At 44.9% G+C, this 20,330-nt stretch carries 12 protein-coding genes; 4 read left to right on the top strand and 8 right to left on the bottom strand.

Annotated elements, in window-relative coordinates; genetic code table 11:
* Nucleotides 1–422: 422 nt before the first annotated feature.
* Complete coding sequence (gene malT / locus MED222_RS17045; RefSeq protein WP_009845843.1) at nucleotides 423–3,131, bottom strand: HTH-type transcriptional regulator MalT; 2,709 nt, start codon at nucleotides 3,129–3,131, stop codon at nucleotides 423–425.
* Between the two features lie 566 nt (nucleotides 3,132–3,697).
* On the opposite strand from malT, the gene MED222_RS17050 reads away from it, so the two are divergent.
* The 3 genes from MED222_RS17050 (at nucleotide 3,698) to glgB (ending at nucleotide 10,864) form a co-directional block, all read left to right on the top strand.
* Nucleotides 3,698–6,151, top strand: coding sequence for a glycogen/starch/alpha-glucan phosphorylase (locus MED222_RS17050; protein WP_009845842.1), 2,454 nt, complete (start codon nucleotides 3,698–3,700; stop codon nucleotides 6,149–6,151).
* Between the two features lie 176 nt (nucleotides 6,152–6,327).
* Complete coding sequence (gene malQ / locus MED222_RS17055) at nucleotides 6,328–8,508, top strand: 4-alpha-glucanotransferase (protein WP_009845841.1); 2,181 nt, start codon at nucleotides 6,328–6,330, stop codon at nucleotides 8,506–8,508.
* A 175-nt stretch (nucleotides 8,509–8,683) separates the two neighbouring features.
* Nucleotides 8,684–10,864 carry a 1,4-alpha-glucan branching protein GlgB gene (gene glgB, locus MED222_RS17060; protein ID WP_009845840.1) on the top strand — a complete coding sequence of 727 codons (2,181 nt, stop codon included), beginning with the start codon at nucleotides 8,684–8,686 and terminating at the stop codon, nucleotides 10,862–10,864.
* Between the two features lie 152 nt (nucleotides 10,865–11,016).
* Here the strand turns inward: glgB and MED222_RS17065 are convergent, their stop codons facing one another.
* The 5 genes from MED222_RS17065 to MED222_RS17085 form a co-directional block, all read right to left on the bottom strand.
* Nucleotides 11,017–11,856: an energy-coupling factor transporter transmembrane component T family protein gene (locus MED222_RS17065; RefSeq protein WP_009845839.1), complete on the bottom strand. Its 840-nt coding sequence runs from the start codon at nucleotides 11,854–11,856 to the stop codon at nucleotides 11,017–11,019.
* Nucleotides 11,853–13,547: an ABC transporter ATP-binding protein gene (locus MED222_RS17070; protein WP_009845838.1), complete on the bottom strand. Its 1,695-nt coding sequence runs from the start codon at nucleotides 13,545–13,547 to the stop codon at nucleotides 11,853–11,855. The genes MED222_RS17065 and MED222_RS17070 overlap by 4 nt, the downstream gene beginning before the upstream one ends.
* A gap of 6 nt (nucleotides 13,548–13,553) precedes the next feature.
* Nucleotides 13,554–14,102 carry an ECF-type riboflavin transporter substrate-binding protein gene (locus MED222_RS17075; RefSeq protein ID WP_009845837.1) on the bottom strand — a complete coding sequence of 183 codons (549 nt, stop codon included), beginning with the start codon at nucleotides 14,100–14,102 and terminating at the stop codon, nucleotides 13,554–13,556.
* Nucleotides 14,103–14,392: 290 nt separating this feature from the next.
* The gene (locus MED222_RS17080) at nucleotides 14,393–15,523 is read right to left on the bottom strand and encodes an HlyD family secretion protein (RefSeq protein WP_009845836.1); all 1,131 of its coding nucleotides are present in this window, start codon (nucleotides 15,521–15,523) and stop codon (nucleotides 14,393–14,395) included.
* Nucleotides 15,523–15,918: a DUF3302 domain-containing protein gene (locus tag MED222_RS17085; RefSeq protein ID WP_009845835.1), complete on the bottom strand. Its 396-nt coding sequence runs from the start codon at nucleotides 15,916–15,918 to the stop codon at nucleotides 15,523–15,525. Before MED222_RS17085 ends, MED222_RS17080 begins: the two co-directional genes overlap by 1 nt.
* A 256-nt stretch (nucleotides 15,919–16,174) precedes the next feature.
* On the opposite strand from MED222_RS17085, the gene MED222_RS17090 reads away from it, so the two are divergent.
* Nucleotides 16,175–17,083 carry a DMT family transporter gene (locus tag MED222_RS17090; protein ID WP_009845834.1) on the top strand — a complete coding sequence of 303 codons (909 nt, stop codon included), beginning with the start codon at nucleotides 16,175–16,177 and terminating at the stop codon, nucleotides 17,081–17,083.
* Between the two features lie 63 nt (nucleotides 17,084–17,146).
* On the opposite strand, the gene MED222_RS17095 is transcribed toward MED222_RS17090, so the two are convergent.
* Both MED222_RS17095 and MED222_RS17100 read right to left on the bottom strand, forming a co-directional pair.
* On the bottom strand, nucleotides 17,147–18,727 hold the full coding sequence (locus tag MED222_RS17095; protein WP_009845833.1) for a GGDEF domain-containing protein: 1,581 nt from the start codon (nucleotides 18,725–18,727) through the stop codon (nucleotides 17,147–17,149).
* Nucleotides 18,727–20,196: a hypothetical protein gene (locus MED222_RS17100; RefSeq protein ID WP_009845832.1), complete on the bottom strand. Its 1,470-nt coding sequence runs from the start codon at nucleotides 20,194–20,196 to the stop codon at nucleotides 18,727–18,729. Before MED222_RS17100 ends, MED222_RS17095 begins: the two co-directional genes overlap by 1 nt.
* Nucleotides 20,197–20,330 lie beyond the last annotated feature (134 nt).

Below are 20,330 nucleotides of genomic sequence, written 5' to 3'. Positions count from 1 at the left end.
CATTTAAAATACAACTGCTTGGTGTCTTATTATTATCGGCGGCAGTGAAACCTGTTTTCTATCGATATTGCATCTTGGTTGCATTATGCAAATGCACTTTGCAATTCGCATCATGAATTAGAGGTTTTTATGCGATGTAGGGCTTATAAAACGGCTGAATTAAAGTTGGCACGCTAACTGCATTATATACATTGACCCTTCTTAAGCCGAGGGTCACCTAGCCAACTGACGTTGTTAGTGAACTTATGATTTGTTCACAAATATATAGAGCCAATCGCGATTATTGCGGTTGGCTATTTTTTTGTCTGTCGTTTGGCTCTTTATGATCAGCTATCTGCTATTAACCCCATGCTCCAAACGAAAAAAAAGCCAGTCACCATAGGTAACTAGCTTAAGCTTTTCTCGAATTAATCTCGAATCGTTTAGTACCCCATCAACTGCAGTAAATTCTCCGCTGTGCTGATCGCTTCTTTGCGGTTAGCAATGTTTAGCTTTTGGTAAAGGTTACGGATGTGAGTCTTGATGGTGGTACCTGCTACATCGAGTTCTTGAGCTATCTGCTCGTTACTGAACCCTGAATAAATCAAACCAAGTACTTGCCATTCACGCTGGGTGAGTGGGCTTGTGCGCACAAGTTCAGGAATGTTTGGGTGATTGACTAAGTTTTCAACAAAGTCTTCATCAAAGTGAACCGAGCGGCTGCGTTGGGTGGTCGAGATATCTTTCATGATCTGTTGAGCGCGATGGCGTTCTAAGTCACCTAAGCCAGGCTTGTTGCTCAACTTATCCAAGATATGTCCGATAGTCCCGCCGTCTACTAAGAAGTTGCCGACCATACCGGTTTGGTTAGTCATATGAAGCGCTTCTTCAAGTAGCACGCGTGCGCTGTCTTCATCGTTAATTTGTGTACGTAACACGGCTTCAACGATCAAGTTTCGGTTGGTGTCTGTAATCAGGTGTGAACGCTGGGCTTCACTCTTAAGGAACGTCAGTGCTTCTTCCGCTTCTTCATACTGCTCAAGAATGATGTGAGCGCGAACGATGTTTCTCCATTGCAGTTGGCAGAAGTGGTTGCTTGCCGATTCAGGTCGAACAGCCACATTCAACCAATCACGTATCGCCTCTTTATTGCCTTTTACTTGCCAAAAAAGAATCAAAGAAAGAGAAGCGTTCGCCGTCCAGTCCACGTGGTAAGTCGATTGACGCAAAAGGTGCTGAATTTGGTCGATAAACTTAGATGCTTTATCAATTTCACCGCGACTCAGTGAAATACGAGCCAACATTGAATAACTGTGAAGGTGCTTACTTGGCGAATGGTGACCAAGGATATCCAAGCCTTTGTAACAGCACTCTTCCGCTTCATCTAATCGGTTCCAACACCAGAATATTTGAGCTCTAACACGCAGTAAGAATTCATGCAGAGGCACGTATTTTAGCTGGTGTTCTTCGATCAATTTGAACGCACTGTCTTGCAGCTCGAATGCCGCTTGAACGTAACCCTGTGCAATTAAGATCTCGCTCTGTTGTAGAATCGCCCAAAGCGCTTGGTGGTAAACTTGGTACTGGCGTGCAAGTTTTTCTGTTTGCTGCATCATTGGCAGTGCACGGCTCAAGTTGCCCATTACGTGATTGACTTCACCAACAACAGACGTGGCGACAATTCGGCTACGATAAACGGTGGTGTTCAGCTGACTTAGCGAAAGCTCTGCCAATTCCAAGGCTTTTTCAGGTTCATTACTGTTGATCGCAACTTGCGCGCGTAGGGCGTTGTATTGCCCTTGCTGTTGAGTGTCGAGTTCAATATTTCGAGCTTGATATTGTGTTTCAGCCTCTTCCAATAATGTCCCTACTTGTTCGTAGCGGTGCTGACTTTGTGCTAGCCAAGCTCGTAACATGGACAGTTTAGGGTCGCTGTAAAGTTGATCCGTAGTCAGTTGCTTGATCGCCATCTCTAACGAGGAAAGTTCGCCTTGGTTGAACATCGGCCAGCCGTGGTCTGTCAGTATTTGAATGATCAGCTCTGGGTCTTCAGCGCGCTGTGCATGGCGTAGTGCTTGGTGTGGGGTGTCTTGTTTAATCCACGCCTTCGCGGCACTTCGGTGCAACTCTGCTTCTTGTTGAGGGATTCGAGCTTGACGCTCATGTGCCAAAAATTCAGCAAAGAGGTTATGGAAACGATACCAGTTCTTTTCGCCTTCAAGCGGGTAGATGAATAAACCGAATCGATTTAATGATTCGATCATACCCAGTGCGTCTTCACGTTGTGTTAGCGCACAAACCAGTTCGTCGTTGAAGTGGTCAAGCACTGAACACTGCATCAAGAACTGTCGAGTTTCTTTGTCTAACAGGTCGAAAACCTCTTCAACCAAGTAGTCCCAAAGATGGGCTTGATTAAAGTGGGAGAAGGACTCAGCAGACTGCGCCAGCGTGCGTTTTTGATGTTGGGCTTGCAGCGCAATAAGTTGAAGTGCAGAAGGCCAACCCTCTACATAGGTACAAATACTGTCTGCCGTTGTGTCATCAATACCATCGGCAACACGCTGATTAAAAAAGCGCGTCGTCTCTTCGGTATCAAAAGCCAGCGAGTCATTACCTAATTCGATCATTAAGTCTCGAACGCGAAGGTTTGCCGTACCTAGGGGGGGTGTACCCCGACTGGTTACAACTAGCGTGAGATTGTCGGGCATGTGTTTGAGGAAAAAGCGCATTGCTTCTTGAATGTCATCATTGTTGACTAAATGGTAGTCGTCTAAAACAAGAAAACATTCATGATGATAGTCCGACATCTCGGCGAATACTTCGCTCAATAAAGAATGCAGCGATGAAAACTGTCGTTTCTCTGCCAGTTTTTGGGCATTGGGACAGGAATTTTGAGTCGCTTTATTGAGTGATTGGAGTAGGTAGTTGATAAAACGGAAGGCATCGTTGTCACTATCATCGATGCTGTACCAACCCACATTCGGCTTATCTAACAGCCACTGTGCAGCCATGGTGGTCTTGCCATAGCCCGCAGGAGAACGGAACAATACAAGCTTATAGCAATCTGCGTTCTGGAGCAGATCGAGAACCCTAGGTCGTAGGATTGCATTATGTAAGCGGCCGGGACGAGTCAGTTTCGAAGGGATCCACATGTCGAAGTTTTTCACCTATTCCGTGGCGTATGTTTTGGGGATTCTAAAACCGTAAAAGAGTTGCCCAATCACATCTGCCTAATTACTTAAGTCTGTGCTTATGTTACGTGAAGAAAAATGGCACCGACTATGATTCTCCTCAGAAACCTTGCGGTCTTGCATGTTTTTGGCTTTCTACGCCCTTAATTTGGGACTTTGCTCACGTTGCGTGGTGGTTTGTGAATGTGACTTTGTTCGGTCTTACACTGAGATTTATGCAAAAGATGAGATATGGAAAATAATTTCGTGATCTCAAACTCAGATTTGCTAATCAGTTTATTCCGGTTAAATAAAACTCACATCAATTAACGTTAAGTTATCGAACGGGAGCTTGTGATCTTAGTCACTCCAACTTTTTGTTCGAAGTTAGAACATGAGAGTCAGATCACTAACCTTACATCGGTACGCCCCCTACGCCCTCTCATCTACTCCTAGTTAGTCGTATTAACGGGAGGATGTTTAGTTAATGGTGACCATGCACGATATGTCACAGATGAATTAGAACTATTAAAAGCGAGATTTCTGAAATGAAACCAACTCAGCAAAAAACTTTCGATAAAGTGTCGTTCCAAGAAAGCGTTAAAAAGCATTTATCTGCAACTTACGCAACAACGATTGAAAACGCAGATAGCCGCGCATGGTACCTAGCAATGGGGCGTGCGCTAGCAGAATTGACAACATTTGATCTGCTAGAAACTGAAAATGATGAAAAAATCAAAAACGCGAAGAGCGTTAACTACCTTTCATTAGAGTTTTTGATTGGTCGTCTAACAGGTAACAACCTGATCAGCATGGGTCTGTACGAACAGATTACTCATGCAATGGAAGAGCTAGGCCAAAACCTAACTGACCTTCTAGAAGAAGAACGCGACCCATCGCTAGGTAATGGTGGTCTTGGTCGTCTTGCTGCTTGTTTTATGGATTCTTGTGCTGCACAAGAGTACCCAACAGTAGGCTACGGTCTTCACTACGAATACGGCCTATTCAAACAGTCTTTCCAAGATGGTCGTCAACAAGAAGCACCAGACGCATGGCGTGGTGTTGAAGGTTACCCATGGGAAGTCGCTCGTCCAGAGCTAGCACAACACATTGGTTTTTACGGTCATGTAGAAGTTGAATTCATCGACGGTAAAGAAGTTCGTACTTGGGTTCCAGGTATGGAAGTAAAAGCAATGCCTTGGGATCTACCAATCGTAGGTTACGAGTCAAACACGGTTTACCCATTGCGTCTTTGGGAATGTCAGGCAATTGCACCATTCTCACTAGCAAGCTTTAACAACGGTGATTACTTCGAAGCGCAACACTCGCTAATCGATGCAGGTAACATCACTAAAGTACTTTACCCGAACGACAACCACGAAAAAGGTAAGACACTGCGTCTAATGCAGCAGTACTTCCACTCAGCAGCGTCAGTTCGCGATATTCTACGCCGCCACGAAGCCGCAGGTTTCTCTCTAGAAGATCTGCCTAAGCAAGAAACGATTCAGCTGAACGATACGCACCCAACGATTGCGATTCCTGAGCTAATGCGCATCCTAATCGACGAGAAAGGTCTATCTTGGGATCAAGCATGGGAAATCAGTGCACATACGTTCGCTTACACGAACCACACACTACTTCCAGAAGCGCTAGAGACTTGGTCTGAATCGCTGATCAACCGTCTTCTTCCACGTCACATGGAAATCATTTTTGAAATCAACCACCGCTTCATGCAAGAAGTTCGCAAGATGTGGCCTGGTGACGGTGAGAAACAAGCGAAGCTTTCTATCATCCAAGAAGGTTTCCACCGCATGGTTCGCATGGCAAACCTATGTGTGATTGGTTCTTACAAAGTAAATGGTGTAGCTGCACTTCACTCTCAACTTGTTAAGAAAGACTTGTTCCCAGAGTTCAACGAAATCTTCCCAGGTAAACTGACTAACGTAACGAACGGCATCACGCCACGTCGTTGGTTGAAGTTCTGTAACCCAGGTCTATCTAATCTAATCACAGGTAAGATTGGCTCTGAGTGGCCAGCAAAACTTGAGCAGCTAGAAGGCATCGCTAAGTTTGCAACAGACGCGAAATTCCAAAAAGAATTTATGGCTGTTAAGAAAGAAAACAAACAGCGTCTTGCGGATTGGGTTCAAGAGAATATGGGTATCGAGCTAGATACTAACGCTATCTTCGACGTTCAAATTAAGCGTCTGCACGAATACAAGCGTCAGCACCTAGATTTGCTACACATTCTGTCTCTGTACCACCGTATTCTTAACGAACCTGGTTTCGAGTGTGAGCCACGCGTATGTTTCTTCGCAGCGAAAGCAGCACCGGGTTACCACCTAGCAAAAGAAATCATCTTCGCGGTTAACAAGATTGCAGAGAAGATCAACAACGATCCGCGCATCGGTAACAAGCTGAAAGTGGTATTCATTCCTGACTACCGTGTAAGCATGGCTGAAATCATCATCCCTGCGGCAGACGTTTCTCAGCAAATCTCATTAGCTGGTAAAGAAGCTTCAGGTACGGGCAACATGAAGATGGCTCTAAACGGCGCTCTAACTATCGGTACTATGGATGGTGCAAACGTTGAGATTCGTGAAGAAGTTGGTGATGAAAACATATACATCTTCGGCCTAGAAGTTGACGGTGTTGTTGCACTGAAAGCTCAGGGTTACAACCCATACGATTACTACAATGCAGACCCACTATTGAAAGCATCTCTAGATCTACTGACTGGCGATGAGTTCACTCCAGGTCAACCAGGTCTTCTACGTGCAACGTTTGATAGCCTACTAGACGGTGGTGACCCTTACCTATGTCTTGCTGACTTCGCATCTTATGTGAAAGCGCACGAAGACATGGGTACGCAATACAAAGACCAAGCAGGCTGGGCTAAGAAAGCAATTCTTAACACAGCATTGGTTGGTAAGTTCACATCAGACCGCTCTATTCGCGACTACGTGAACAATATTTGGAAACTTGAAGCGGTTAACCGTTAATAGTTGCAAAGTAGCCAAGGCAGTTTCTGCCTTGGCTCAATTAGCTTGTGAGCAAATAGACGGCTTATTCAGATAGCAATGCTTACAAACTGATTGTCACAAGCTAATTGATTAGTAAAAATTAAATAGACAACCCTACAAAAATTGAAAGCGTCAGAACGTTTTCGGAGAGAGCGATGAAAGAACAGACCGTATTAAAACAAGTCGCAGAAATGGCAAATATTGCCGATAGTTACGTTAGTGCGTGGGGCGATGAAGCACAAGTATCAGAAGAGACGATTACGTCTCTATTGGCTTCATTGGGCTACGATACAAGCAGCGATGATGCACTGCTTAAATCTGCAGAAAGAAAGCACAGAAAAGATGTACTAGACCCGGTTCTTGTCTTGCGTGACGGTGAGCCAGTAGAAGTGACACTCAATCTGGGTGTGAGTGCTCGTGAAAGTGAGTTCAGCTGGCGCTTAGAAACCGAGCAAGGAGAGGTACTTGAAGGCTATCTTCAATCTCAAGTCGTTCGTGACGAGCGTGCCGAGGGTGGCCCTTTAGTGTTTGCATTGCCAAGTGATTTGGCATGGGGTTATCACAAGCTCATTGTGAGTCGTAAGCGCCGTAAGAAACCTTACGAGATGACGTTGATTATTACGCCAAAAGCGTGCTTCAAGCAGTCACCCATTGAGCAAGGCAAAAAGCTTTGGGGACCAAGTGTTCAACTGTACACGCTAAGAACTCAGCACAACTGGGGTATTGGTGATTTCGGTGACCTAAAACAGCTTGTTTCGGATATCGCGTCTCGCGGTGGTGACTTTGTTGGTCTAAACCCAATTCACTCACTGTTCCCTGCGAACCCGGAAGGTGCGAGCCCATACAGCCCGTCTTCACGTCGTTGGTTGAACGTCTTATACATTGATGTGAGTTCAGTTCCTGAGTTCGCATTAAGCGCGGAAGCGCAACAAACGGTAGGCAGCGCCGAGTTCCAGCAGCGCCTACAGAAAGCTCGTGAAGCGCACTGGGTGAATTACACTGAAGTATCTGAGCTGAAGATGAGCATCTTACCTCTGCTATTTGCAGAATTTAAGACTCGTCATCTAGACAAAAACAGCGACCGCGCACAAGCGTTCTTAGCGTTCGTTGAAGAGGGTGGTGAAAGCCTGATGCATCAAGCCGCGTTTGATGCGCTGCACGGTGAACTGCATGCTGAAGATTCAGGTATGTGGGGCTGGCCTGTATTCCCAGAGAAATTCCGTACATTTGAAAGCCCTGCGACCCAGAAATACATCAAAGATAACCTAGATCAAGTGCATCTCTACATGTACCTGCAATGGTTAGCCGATTGCCAAATCAACGATGCACAGTCTCTGGCTGAAGAGAAAGGCATGGCGGTTGGACTGTACCGTGACTTAGCGGTAGGCGTTGCAGATTCTGGCAGCGAGACATGGGCTGATGAAGGCAACCTAGTGATGGATGCGAGCATTGGTGCTCCACCGGATATTCTTGGTCCTCTAGGCCAAAACTGGGGCTTACCGCCACTTAACCCAGAAGTGCTTCAAGAAACCAGCTACGACGCTTACATCAAATTGCTTCGTGCCAACATGAAGCACTGTGGTGCATTGCGTATTGATCATGTTTTAGGTCTACTGCGCTTATGGTGGATTCCAAAAGGTGAAAACGCAACCAAGGGCGCGTACATCTACTACCCAGTACAAGACATGCTGTCGATTCTGGCGCTTGAATCTCATCGTTACCAATGCAGCGTTATCGGTGAAGACTTAGGGACGGTACCGGATGAAATCGTAGACATCCTTGCTGATGCTGGCGTGCATTCTTACAAAGTATTCTTCTTCGAAACATCAGAAAATGACGGTGGTTTTATTTCTCCGAAGCACTACGCGTCACAATCGATGGCAGCACTGTGTACTCACGATATGCCAACGCTTCGCGGCTTCTGGCACTGTGATGACTTGAAAATGGGTCAAGAGATTGGTTTATACCCAGACGCACAACAGCTAGAAACTTTGTTCGATAACCGCTTGGAGTGCAAGCAAGGTATCTTAGACTCAGTGGCATGGCACGGCTTCCTACCAGAAGGTGTTGGGCGTGATGCAAGTCAAGTACCGATGGATTCTTATCTTGCTGAAGCGCTTCAGTTGCACGTTGCGGCTGGTGGCTCAACACTCCTGAGTGTTCAGTTGGAAGATTGGCTAGAGATGGATAAGCCCGTTAACATCCCTGGTACGGTCGATGAGTACCCTAACTGGCGTCGTAAACTATCAATGAACTTGGACGAAATCTTCGCTCATGAAGGCGTGAATCGTATCGCCTCTAAGCTAACTGACGTACGAGAAAAAGCAGCTAAATAATGGAATCGAGTGGCTTGAAAAGAGGTGGTTTTTTGCTTACGCCGTACGAAACTACAACCTCGGTCACTCAATATTGAATGCTCATCTGGTAGAATAAACCGTCGTTATATTGCCCGCACTAATAGCGGGCATTTTTGTATTATGTTTTTTGGATGTTTGGTTAGGGAGAAGCGTTTTGGAACTAAGTTCGATTTCAAAGCAAAAACAAATATATACCCAACTATCACAGGCTTGCTTCACAGACCCATTTGCGTTTTTAGGGCCATACTTACCTTCTGAACAAGGTTCATTACGAGTGTGGATTCCTGGGGCAGATAAAGTCGAGTTGATTGTTGGAAAGGAACCTCGTATTAAGTTAGCGCGAGAGGGTGAAAGTGGTTTCATTCTTAAGCAAGAAAGAGACTTACGTTTTACTCACTACAAGCTTGCGGTTGATTGGAATGGAGTAGAGCAGATCATCGATGATCCATACCAATACCATGATCTGTACGCGAGTTATGAGGATCTTCATACACCTAAAGATATGTATCATCACATGGGAGCTCAGTTTATTACGCTAGAGCGTGATGGACAGACGATTTCAGGCACGCGTTTCTTGGTGTACGCACCGCATGCAACAGCGGCTAGCTTGGTGGGTAACTTCAACGCTTGGGATGGTCGTCGCCACCCAATGCAGCGTCTAGATTATGGTATGTGGGGCTTATTTATTCCTGATCTGGAAGAAGGCGCACAATACAAGTTTGAATTAAAAGGACCCGATGGCGAAGGCTTGCCACATAAAGCTGACCCATGGGGTTTCTACTCTGAGCAGTACCCATCTTTTTCATCTGTGACTTACGATCACGCTCGCTACCAGTGGCAAGATTCTCAATGGCAGAATCGCCCGGTCACGCAAAAGCGCAAAGAAGCCCTTTCATTCTATGAATTGCATGCCGGCTCTTGGAAGCGCAATGCTGAAGGTGAATTCCTAAACTACCGTGAGCTAGCGGCAGAGCTAATCCCATATCTAACGGATCTCGGTTACACACACGTAGAGTTGATGCCGGTTTCAGAGCACCCGTTTTACGGCTCTTGGGGTTATCAGCCAATAGGCTTGTTTGCGCCAACAAGTCGTTTTGGGTCTCCAGATGATTTCAAATTCTTCGTCGACCAATGTCACCAAGCCGGTTTAGGCGTTGTTCTGGACTGGGTTCCTGCACACTTTCCAAGTGATGATCACGGTTTAGCTAACTTTGATGGAACGCCTTTGTTCCATGATCCAGATCCACGCCGTGGTTGGCACCAAGATTGGAACTCGTACATTTACGACTTAGGTAAAGAGCATGTTCGTCGCTTCTTAGTAGCAAATGCATTGTACTGGTTCGAACAATTCCATATCGATGGCATTCGTGTTGATGCGGTTGCTTCGATGTTGTACCTCGATTACTCGCGTAGCCATGATCAATGGATTCCGAATGTAGACGGCGGCAATGAAAATTACGACGCCATCGCGACCCTTAAGTGGATGAACGAAGAAGTTTATAAACACTTCCCTAACGCGATGACAATTGCTGAAGAATCGACGGCTTTCCCGGGTGTTTCAGCACCAACCTTTATGGGCGGTTTAGGTTTCGGTTTTAAGTGGAACATGGGTTGGATGCACGATAGCTTGTCTTACATTCAAGAAGATCCAATCAACCGTAAATATCACCACGATACGATTACCTTCCCGTTGGTTTATGCTCACAGCGAAAACTACGTATTGTCTCTGTCTCATGATGAGGTGGTTTACGGTAAAGGCTCTATCCACAACAAGATGCCGGGTGATGAGTGGCAGCAAACGGCTAACCTACGTGCTTACATGGGGTACATGTATGCACAACCGGGTAAAAAGCTGAACTTCATGGGCGCTGAATTCGGTCAAACGGCTGAATGGAATCATGATGATCAGCTGCAGTGGTTCTTGTTGGAATATGAACGCCACCAAGGTGTTCAACGCTTAACGAAAGATTTGAACAATCTATACCGCTCTGAGGCGGCAATGCACGATCTTGATTTCGACCCGAAAGGTTTTGAATGGCGTCTACAAGATTCTGCTGAAGCAAGTATCTTAGCTCATGAACGTATTAGTGAGTCAGGTGAACGAGTATTGGTTGTTTCTAACTTTACGCCTGTTCCTCATGAGCGCTTCCGTTTAGGTGTTCCAGCCCAAGGCCAGTACTCGCTATTGCTGAATACTGACTCGGCTGATTACGCAGGCAGCGGTTTTGAAGTGAAGCAGGTTGCTCAGGTTGAATCAGTAGCAAGCGAAGGTTTGGAGACGTCGATTGAGCTTCGTTTACCACCACTTTCAACGGTGTTTTACAAATTAAACTAATAACAATCACAGTAAGTCAGTGATCACAAAGACGACAAAGGGAGCCCTGAGGCTCCCTTTTTTTGTTTCGATTTTCACTCTAAAACGGCTTGAATTTCGTTAAGTAGAACATCAAGCAGCACGTTCTTTAAGCGTCGCTTTCAATGAGAAACCTAAAATGGATACCAGAATAATTGTGGTTCTAAAACACGTTTTACGATCGCTAACACAACGATAAAGGCGATAACCATTAGCCAAACGTAATCGATACGTTTCAAAGGCGCATAGCTATACCAAGTCCGTGACTTATGTCTGCCAAAACCTCGTAACGTCATTGCGTTTGAAATCTCGTCTGCACGGTCCAAACTAGAAAAAATGAGCGGACCTAGAACCTTAGCTACGTTTTTGATACGAGTGAGTAAAGGTGCTTTTTTCGATAGTTCAACGCCACGAGCCTGTTGCGCGTGCATGATATTGATGAAGTCTTTTTTAACTTCAGGTAAATAACGCAGTGTTAAGCTGACCGCGTAGGCGATTTTGTATGGAACGCCAATACGGTTGAGGCTTGCTGCAAACTCGGTCGGGTGCGTGGTAAAGACGAATATTAACGCTATCGGGAACATACTCATGTATTTGAGCGTGACAGTGATTAAATAAAACAGAGTCTCTTGGCTCAACGAGTAGTTACCCGGCAGTGTCAGCAATAGGGTCTCGCTGCCGATGAGCTCTGTACCTTGCTGTGGAGCAAGCAGATACATGAACAAAGCATTTAGGCTTAATACACTCACCGTTCCCAATAACAAAGGCTTATAAATGCGCACAGGCACATTGGTGAGCTTTAGAAGAAATAAACCAGTCACAATAAGCAACGCAATCAATCTCAGGTCGAACGTAGTTAAAACCACAGTGACCCAAGCGAGAAAAAGTACAAATTTAGTGATGCCGTTCAGTGCGTGTAACGGTGATTTAGTATCAATGTAATTGATGCCAAATTTTACTTTTGATGCATTCATAGCGAGCTTCTCTCGTCGTCGATGAAGTACTGCATAAAAGCGTTGGTGTCGTCGATTTTCATCATAGTCGCAAGTTCATAAATGCTGGTGGTGCAAAGGTTCGCACGTTCTAAAAGCGATGGCTGACTAAACACTTCCGTCATGGCTGCATTAGCAATTAACTTACTGTCTGCGATTACGATCGAACGTGTGGTGTATTCTAGAACCAAGTGCATGTCGTGTGAGATGATCACAACAGTAATGCCCAAATCTCGGTTAAGCTTTTGGATGAATGCCAGCATCGATGTGTAGTTACGGTAGTCTTGGCCTGCTGTTGGCTCATCTAAAATGAGGAGTTCAGGCTCCAACACTAAGATAGACGCGATCGTTACACGCTTTTTCTGACCATAGCTCAGAGCTTCAATGGGCCAGTGGCGGAACTTACTTAACCCGCAAAGCTCAAGAACGTTCTCGACTTTTTCTGTGACCAGCTGTTCTGCCATACCGCGGTTACGAAGACCAAAAGCAATCTCATCAAAAATCATATGATGTGAGATCATATGATTCGGGTTTTGCATCACCACACCGACTTTCTGGCTTCTTTCAAAGATGGAAAGTTCAGATAAGTCTTGACCATTTAGATAGGAAGAACCTGAATCAGCATCTATCACACCCATGATGAGTTTGGTGATAGTGGATTTACCCGAACCGTTCTTGCCCAAAATCGAGACAAACTCACCCTTACCAATTTTGAAACTCACATCTTCGAGTGCATTTTTTTCGCCGTCGTAAGAATAAGTTAAGCCATGAACTTCGAGCAAAGGCTGGTACTGTTTCTCTGCTACCGGTGCCGGGCGCTCAGCAAACCAAGCTTGAACTGCTGGGCGGAATCTTTTGTAATCCAAAGCTTTGAGGTTTGAAAGTTTATCTTCGTTAGTCAGAGGGGCTTTCGCTGCTTTAAGTGCAGATAAGTAGAGAGGTTCACGAATACCGTGCGTATCAAGTAACTTGGACGCTAAGAGGTCATCCGGAGTCATATCCGCGACTATTTCACCGCGCTCCATTAAGATCACACGATCGATATCGCGATGCAGAACATCCTCAAGGCGATGCTCGATAATCACGATAGTCTTGTTGGTTTCTTTATGAAGTTGGTCGATGATCTCAATCGTTGCTTTACCCGTTTTAGGGTCAAGGCTTGCTAGAGGCTCATCGAACAGCAAGATATCGACATCATCGACTAAAATACCCGCTAACGATACTCGTTGCTTTTGACCACCCGAAAGGTCATGAGGAGAGCGCTCAAGCATATCCGCTAGGTCGACCATTTTTGCAGTCGATTTAACTAACGGGTACATATCAATGTTCGACATCAACTGGTTTTCTAATGCGAACGCGATATCTTCACCGATACTTAACCCCACAAATTGGCTGTCAGTATCTTGTAATACTGTGCCGACTTGCTCGGTATAGTCGTGCATTGAAAACTCAGAGACATTCTTGCCGTTGATCTCTAAAGAACCAGATACCTCACCTTTAATTGCATGAGGTATCAGACCATTGAGACACTGACCTAGCGTAGATTTACCACTACCACTTGGTCCAATAATGACGATTTTCTCTCCTTTCTCTATCCTTAGATTGATATGTTTTAGCGTCGGTTTATCCAGCGACTCATATCTAAAAGAGAAGTTCGAAAATGCTATAGTCATTAGCGTTTATGCCTCGGTCAGGTTACGGCTTTGTTTGTTACGTTTAGCGACTGATTTTAGGATCAGGAAGCCTACCACTGCGATAAGAATAGTGTTGCCCGCAGCGATGATAGACAGTTGAGTGAAGACTTTAGTAAAGGGTTCTGCGTATAGGATGGTATCTAGGAACGCAGAGCTACCATAACCCACAACGTTACCCGCAAGGGCAAGTACCACGAACAGTGCAAAATCTTTCATTGGCAGTTCGCCTTGTTGAAGGCGATTCTTAGTCATCATTGGGAATAAGCCGATAACCATACCGACAATACCTGAGCCTAATACCCAAGTTAACCATACCCCCCAACCTGCGAACAAATCCGTTACCCAGTGACCGATAAAGCCAACCAAGAAGCCAACAATAGGGCCAAACAAAACAGAAAACAGTGCTAGGACTGCCATTGCTGGTTTCAATGTCGTGTTAGCAAACACTGGGACACCAAACATAGGTAAACCACCAATGCCGTACAGTGCCGCGCCAATAGCAATAACGACGACTGTTTTAGCTGAAAAGTTCATAGATAACCTCGAATACTGAAAATAAAGCATAATATTCGCCATTATTAATATGCGTCTCAATGAGAACGTTTTTTGGGCAAATATAAAAAATAAGGCGCGCATTATACAGTAGAACCCTTCCATAAGGGAAGGTAAGTGTCTAGATGTCTAAAATTCCATCTAGACGCATTAATATCACGTAATAAGCGCAATTTTATGGTTAATCAAGCAACAAAAAAGCCAGAACGAGTCTGGCTTTTTGATTCATATTAACAATGTGTTAAGCGTGGTTGTCGTATATCTACGACCGTTTAGTGGTCTAGATATAGATAGTTTTGCCAACTCTTCATGCGAATAAGCACTTTACGCATGATAGATACGTGAGTGAAGCTGTCAGAATAAACGGCCACTTCGACGGCAGTACCCATAGGCAAATGGTACTCAGACAGATCATCAGTGATGGTCAGCTTAACAAATACACGGCCGCTAGTGCGCAGTGCGTCAGTACCTAGAAGTGTGCCTCGAGCTTGAAATTGGCTTTCACCAATGGCTGGGATCACTTCATCAATGCGTCCTTTAAACACTTTTCCTGGTAGTGCTCTAAATAGAAACTCAGCTTCGTAGCCAGGTTGCAGTCGTTGTAGTGAGTTTTGTCTAAAGGCTGCGGTATAGAATTGCGCCTCAGTGTGAACAAAGGTCATCACCGGCGCTAATGGTAGTGGTACAGCCATTACACCAGGACGAAGAGCGAGTTGAGTTACGTAGCCATCGGTTGGTGCTCTTACTACCGTTTGGTCAAGATTGAATTCAGCTTTACGTAAATCAGCAAGTAAGCCTGCAACCGCTGTATTCTCACCGCCAATCTCAGAGTTAAGTGCGATCTGAGCTTGTTGTTGGTTTGCTTCGGCTACTTTCACAGCTGCTTCTGTGGCTTTGTATGCCTGTCGACGAGTATCGAGCTGTTGCTCTGTAAATGCGCCACTTTCGAAGCCTCGCTTGTATCGAGAGAATTCACGTTGTGCTTTATCTCTTTCTGCAATGGCTTTTATTTTGGCAGCTTCAGCTTCTCCAACTTGCGACTCTAGACCTAAGGCTCCTTGACTCGCTTCTTTTACTTTGGCTTGCAGCTTAGCAACTTCAGCTTCAAAAGGAATCGGGTCTATTTTGAAAAGGATATCCCCTTGCTTGAGAGGCTTATTTGCTTCAACCGGAACCTCGATGACTTTGCCTCGAACCCCTGAAACAATCGGTGTCGTTGAGTAAACTTGATTACCGATTTGTGTGAAAGGGTGGTTGTAGTTCATTAATAGAATCAAAGTACCGATGAGGACAACACCACCCAGTACGGCTGTTGGGACAGTCCATTTGTTTAGTGGGATTTTGAATACTTTGAAAATCGTAATACAAAGCGCCGCGTAGGTCATTATCAGCAGTAAATCCATTACTTAGCCTCCTGATCTTGAACGTTGTTTGTCTGTTTCTCTGTGCTGTTTTGCTCAGTGCCCGCTTGCTTTAGCTGTGCGATTTCGTTCTGAAGTGCACTCACTTGGTCGATGAGAGTGTCGACTCGGTGATGAATATCATGTTGTTCTTCTTCAAGCTTAGCGAAGCCCCAGCCACGATCTTTGCGCCACAACGTAGCCCAAATCCAAAGGAACGGCCAAATAGTGTGTAAAGTGAATAGGCTAACCCAGCCTGAGACATGAATAGCATCTTGATGAGGGTGATTGCGTTCTTTCGCAATTTCATAGGGAATATCGTGAATAACGATGATGCCGTAAAAGATAACTAATGCTACGAAAATCAGTAGACCGAGTGCAAAGTAGTCTAAAAACATAACAGATCCTTGTAATGTTAGATGTTAGTTACAAATATACTACGCTATCATCCAAGTAATTGTTATAAAAATGATTTACCAATCTGAAAATAATATGTTGCTGCTAATAATGAGAATAAAATCACTGATGGATCTTATAAAACCCAATTGAACTTGAATAGGTTATTTCGGATTTCTTGCTGACAAGATGACAGTTCTGATTCAAACGATGCGCATAGCCATAATCATAACAACAATAAATAAAGGATAAATGCGGATGTATATAGGTGAATTAGCGGCCATTGGCGCTGCGATGGTGTGGGCATGTGCGACATGGATCTATGGGCAATTTGGACATCGCTTCTCTGCGATGCAGTTGAACATTGTTAAGGGGGTTGTAGCCTCTGGCATGATGCTGTTGGTCATGCCGTTAATACCAATGCCTGAATTCGAACTGAGTGCTAACCATTTTGGGATCTTGGCGATCTCGGGAGTCATTGGTATCGCAGTTGGTGACAGTGCTTATTTTGCGGCATTAAAAAGAATTGGTGCCAATAAGACCTTGTTGCTGGAATCTCTGGCTCCACCTCTTTCTGGTGTTTTGGCATTAATGTTTCTTGGCGCGGCACTCACTTTGCAAAGTTGGCTCGGTGTTGTGATAACAACCTTAGCGGTGACCTTTGTGGTCTTTCAGCCGTCGAAATCAGCGAACGGTAATGATATTTCTAATGACAAAGCACTGTGGGGTGGCATTGGATATGGGCTTATGGCAAGTGTTTGTCAGGCGTCGGGTGTGGTGATTTCCCACTACGCATTGGTGGCGGGTGACATTCCACCATTGTTAGGTGCTTTGATTCGCCTGACGATTGGCGTGTTTGCCGTAATGCTGATTATCCCTTTCGTTGAAAAGAAGCCGTACTCGTCGATAAAAAGAGATTTATGGGCAATGACCAAGCTCGATAAACTTTGGTTATTAGGGGCAATCTTTGTCGGGACGTTTCTCGCTCTATGGCTTCAGCAAGTGGCGCTGAAAAATGCTAACCCTGCGATTGCTCAAACATTAATAGCGACCAGCCCGGTCTTTATTTTGGTGATTTATGCGATTAGAGGAGAGAAGGTGTCAAAGCAAAGTATCATCGGGACACTTGCCGCATTAGGTGGAATCTCTTTGTTCTTTTATCAATAAGAGGCGGGCTTAGCTACAAAGCTACAGACCTACAGAACTAAAGACCCACAGACAGACGTGTTACTACTCTGTACACACTTGATTACGGCCGTTGGCTTTAGCTCGGTATAGGGCTTTGTCTGCACGATAGAAGGTACGCTGAGTATTTTCTCCATCGCGATGCAAAGTGATACCGATACTAACGGTTAAACCGCGCTCGCCGAGTATTTCATGCCACCCAAATTGGAAGATACGCTCTCGATAATTTTCAGAGTGCATTTCTGCTTTCGCAAGGTCAGTATTCTCAAGGATGACAAGGAACTCTTCTCCGCCAAACCTGACACATGACGCGCCTCTAAACTTAAAGTATGAACGCAGTTCTTGAGAAACGCTGACGATCGCTTTATCACCCACTAAGTGGCTCAGTTCATCATTGATTGACTTAAAGTGGTCGATATCGATAACCATTAATGCGAAAGGCGTTTCGTGTAGCAGTAGATCTTTCAGTTTCACATCTAACCAGCGACGGTTGTGTAACCCGGTCAGTGGATCGGTGAAAACATCTTGTTGTAGCTGAGCAACTGTATTTTTATGTTGCTCTGTTGTCTCTTTTAGCTCTTTGTTCTCTTGTTCGGAGAGAATGAGTTTAAGTTGTAATTCAAACCGTGATAGACGGCGCAGTTGGCTTGCACCAAGTTCGCTGATCGGGATCTGCTTCATCAGATCCGTTTCAATTCGGTAGCCTTTCTTCTCGTAGCTCAGCGCTTCTTCAAAACGACCTTGATTCAAACATACATCACTTAGAGAATCATAGAAGTGCTTCGCAAGCACAGGCGACGAGCCGGGCTTCACACGTTTGTGGGTGCTCGACAAGATCATACTTGCATAGTCTTGCTTTCCGGTCGCACTCAAGCAATGTGCTAACTCTAGACGAGTCATGGTCGCGAGCCAACTTGCTTGAGTACTGTTGGCTGGATATTGAATTTTTGACAGACAACGAAGCGCTTCATGGTGCTTTTTCTTAGCACGGAGCACTTTTGCTTGATACAACAGTATCTGAGCTGTGAGTAGCTTATCACTCACTAAAATGCTCAGTTCTTCGCATTCGTTCAGTAAGTCGCTGGCCGCCGTTATTCGGTTGAGCAGTAGCAGACTTGCTACCATATAAAGCTTGAATTTCAGACGAAGTGATCGACTGCTTATCGCGTGATCTATGCTATTGATTTTTTGGTAGTAGCGAAGAGCTCTGCTGTGGTCTCCGTAAGCGTCACACAGGTTCCCCATACCTAAGATAGCCATTACATATTCATCGATATGTCCGTGCTCAACGGCGATTGTCGATGAGCTGACGAATTCATTCAGTGCCGACGTGTAATCACCAATTTCAACCAAGCGATTACTTAAGCTGGTCTTTACAGTAAGAATATCTTCTATATCTGTAGGAAGGTGGAGTAGGTCGAGTGCCAGTTTTAACTCATCAATACTGGTTTGATTTTGTCGTAACTCGGCGCGGTACTCAGAGCTGATGATGTAACAGTGTGCTTGTTCTGTTTGTGTAGTCGAAACGTGTTGGCGAATATGATTCCAGAATATGATCGCCTCTTCACCCGATACCGATGAAGGATCTAGACCTGCATCTGTAATCTTGCTTAATAGGGTTTCCATCATTCTGTTACCTCAGCATCGTCTTCTTCTAGTTGTTCAAGAGTGAACGGGAACGTCAAAATATCGTTGAGGCTGACGGTCGGTCTCGAACCTTTTAATCCTTTTCTGTGCCATGGATAGATATCTAGCATGGTGGTCAGAGTTTTGAAGATCTGGTCAGCAGCTTCGTCTTTTTCGGAAAGCATAAGAGCCACACGTTCCGAACTTAGCCTTGCAATGAAGTCGTTCTGATTACACAAGGTATGTGCTATCTCGGTACAGACATCTAAGTAATCGGTATCGATGTGATGGAACATGATGATGCAGTGATTAGAGCGTTTAAGCTCCGTCTTAAATAGTACCAGTTTTTCCCACCAGAAGGTTTCGGAAACGACATAAGAGAGGTGCTTTTCCGGGTCGTGTTCGTGTTGACCTCGAATGCGGTTAATTAGCTTACGAGCTCTCTGTTCAAGCTGGCGTTTTGAACTGCGCGCTTTGTCTAAACCGACACGATTTGTTTGTTCTTTAAGCATGCCGGTAGAATATTGACGATACTTCTTAAAAGCGATCAATGCGGCTTCAAAATCTTGATTTTCTTCTGCGACTAAAGACTGTTGATAACAAATTTGGCTAAGCAGTTCGCCATTATCGAATTCGTTTGCTGACTCTTCTGCCAGCCTTAGCAACTCGGCGGCTTGTTCTGGCCTCTTTCTTAAGAGCTCCAGTCTAGCTCGACTGATGTAGGAATGCGCTTTCATCCATACAAGGTTGTGCTCTACTGCTAGCTTGTGCGCTTTGGCTGTGGCTCGTTCTGCATCATCCAAACGTTCAAGGCCAAGTAGGGCAAGGCCTCGAAAATCCCATACTTCAGCGTGCCAAGTATTATCTTTATATTCTTTTAGTGCTTCTTCTGCACCGTCGAGCACCGATAGCATTTCAACATAGTTGTTGAGCAGGTAGTAATCCCATGCGAGAAGTATTCTTGCTTTGCCTTCTAACCAACCAATGCGGCTGTTATTCGCTACTTTTACAGCGAGCTGGTGGGTAGAGCGTGCAAGTTTATATTCGTGAGTCATTCGCCAAATGTTGCCAAGGCCAATGAGGCATTCAATTTGAATCTCCACTTCATCAACCAGTGCAGATTGTTCTAATGCATTGATCCAGAACTGTTGGGCGGAGTAATACTTGGCTTGTCCCCAGAATTGGAGAGCGTGTAAGTGGAGAATTTCAGGGAGAAAATGATCGGTATCTAATCGGCTTTGGCGTTTGTAGGCTTCCTTGATGTATTTTAAACCTTTCTGGTAATCCATAAGGTTCCAACAACATCTCGCCATTAACATGAATGACTGGATAGCGCCCTCTTCAAACAGAACTTGCTCTGATCTGACTAGGCATTGTTGTGCAATCTCTAGGATCACCAATGGCTCAGAATCAACGCGAGTTTTGAGTTGTTCTAGTTCGGTTTCAAGAAGGTACTGATTTTTGTCCAAGGCTTAGATCCATAATTATCGAACATATTGATAACACAATCATTATAGGAGTGTGATTGATGATAAGCATCAATTATCTCTCGCTGAGCATAAAGGGGACACGTATCTTTTCCAATTTTGGGTGTTATCTCATG

Origin of the sequence: Vibrio sp. MED222 (genome assembly GCF_000153005.1) — a bacterium.
GTDB classification, from domain to species: domain Bacteria; phylum Pseudomonadota; class Gammaproteobacteria; order Enterobacterales; family Vibrionaceae; genus Vibrio; species Vibrio tasmaniensis_A.
The sequence above is the reverse complement of the archived record's forward strand: the minus strand, read 5'-3'. Positions and strand labels throughout refer to the sequence as shown.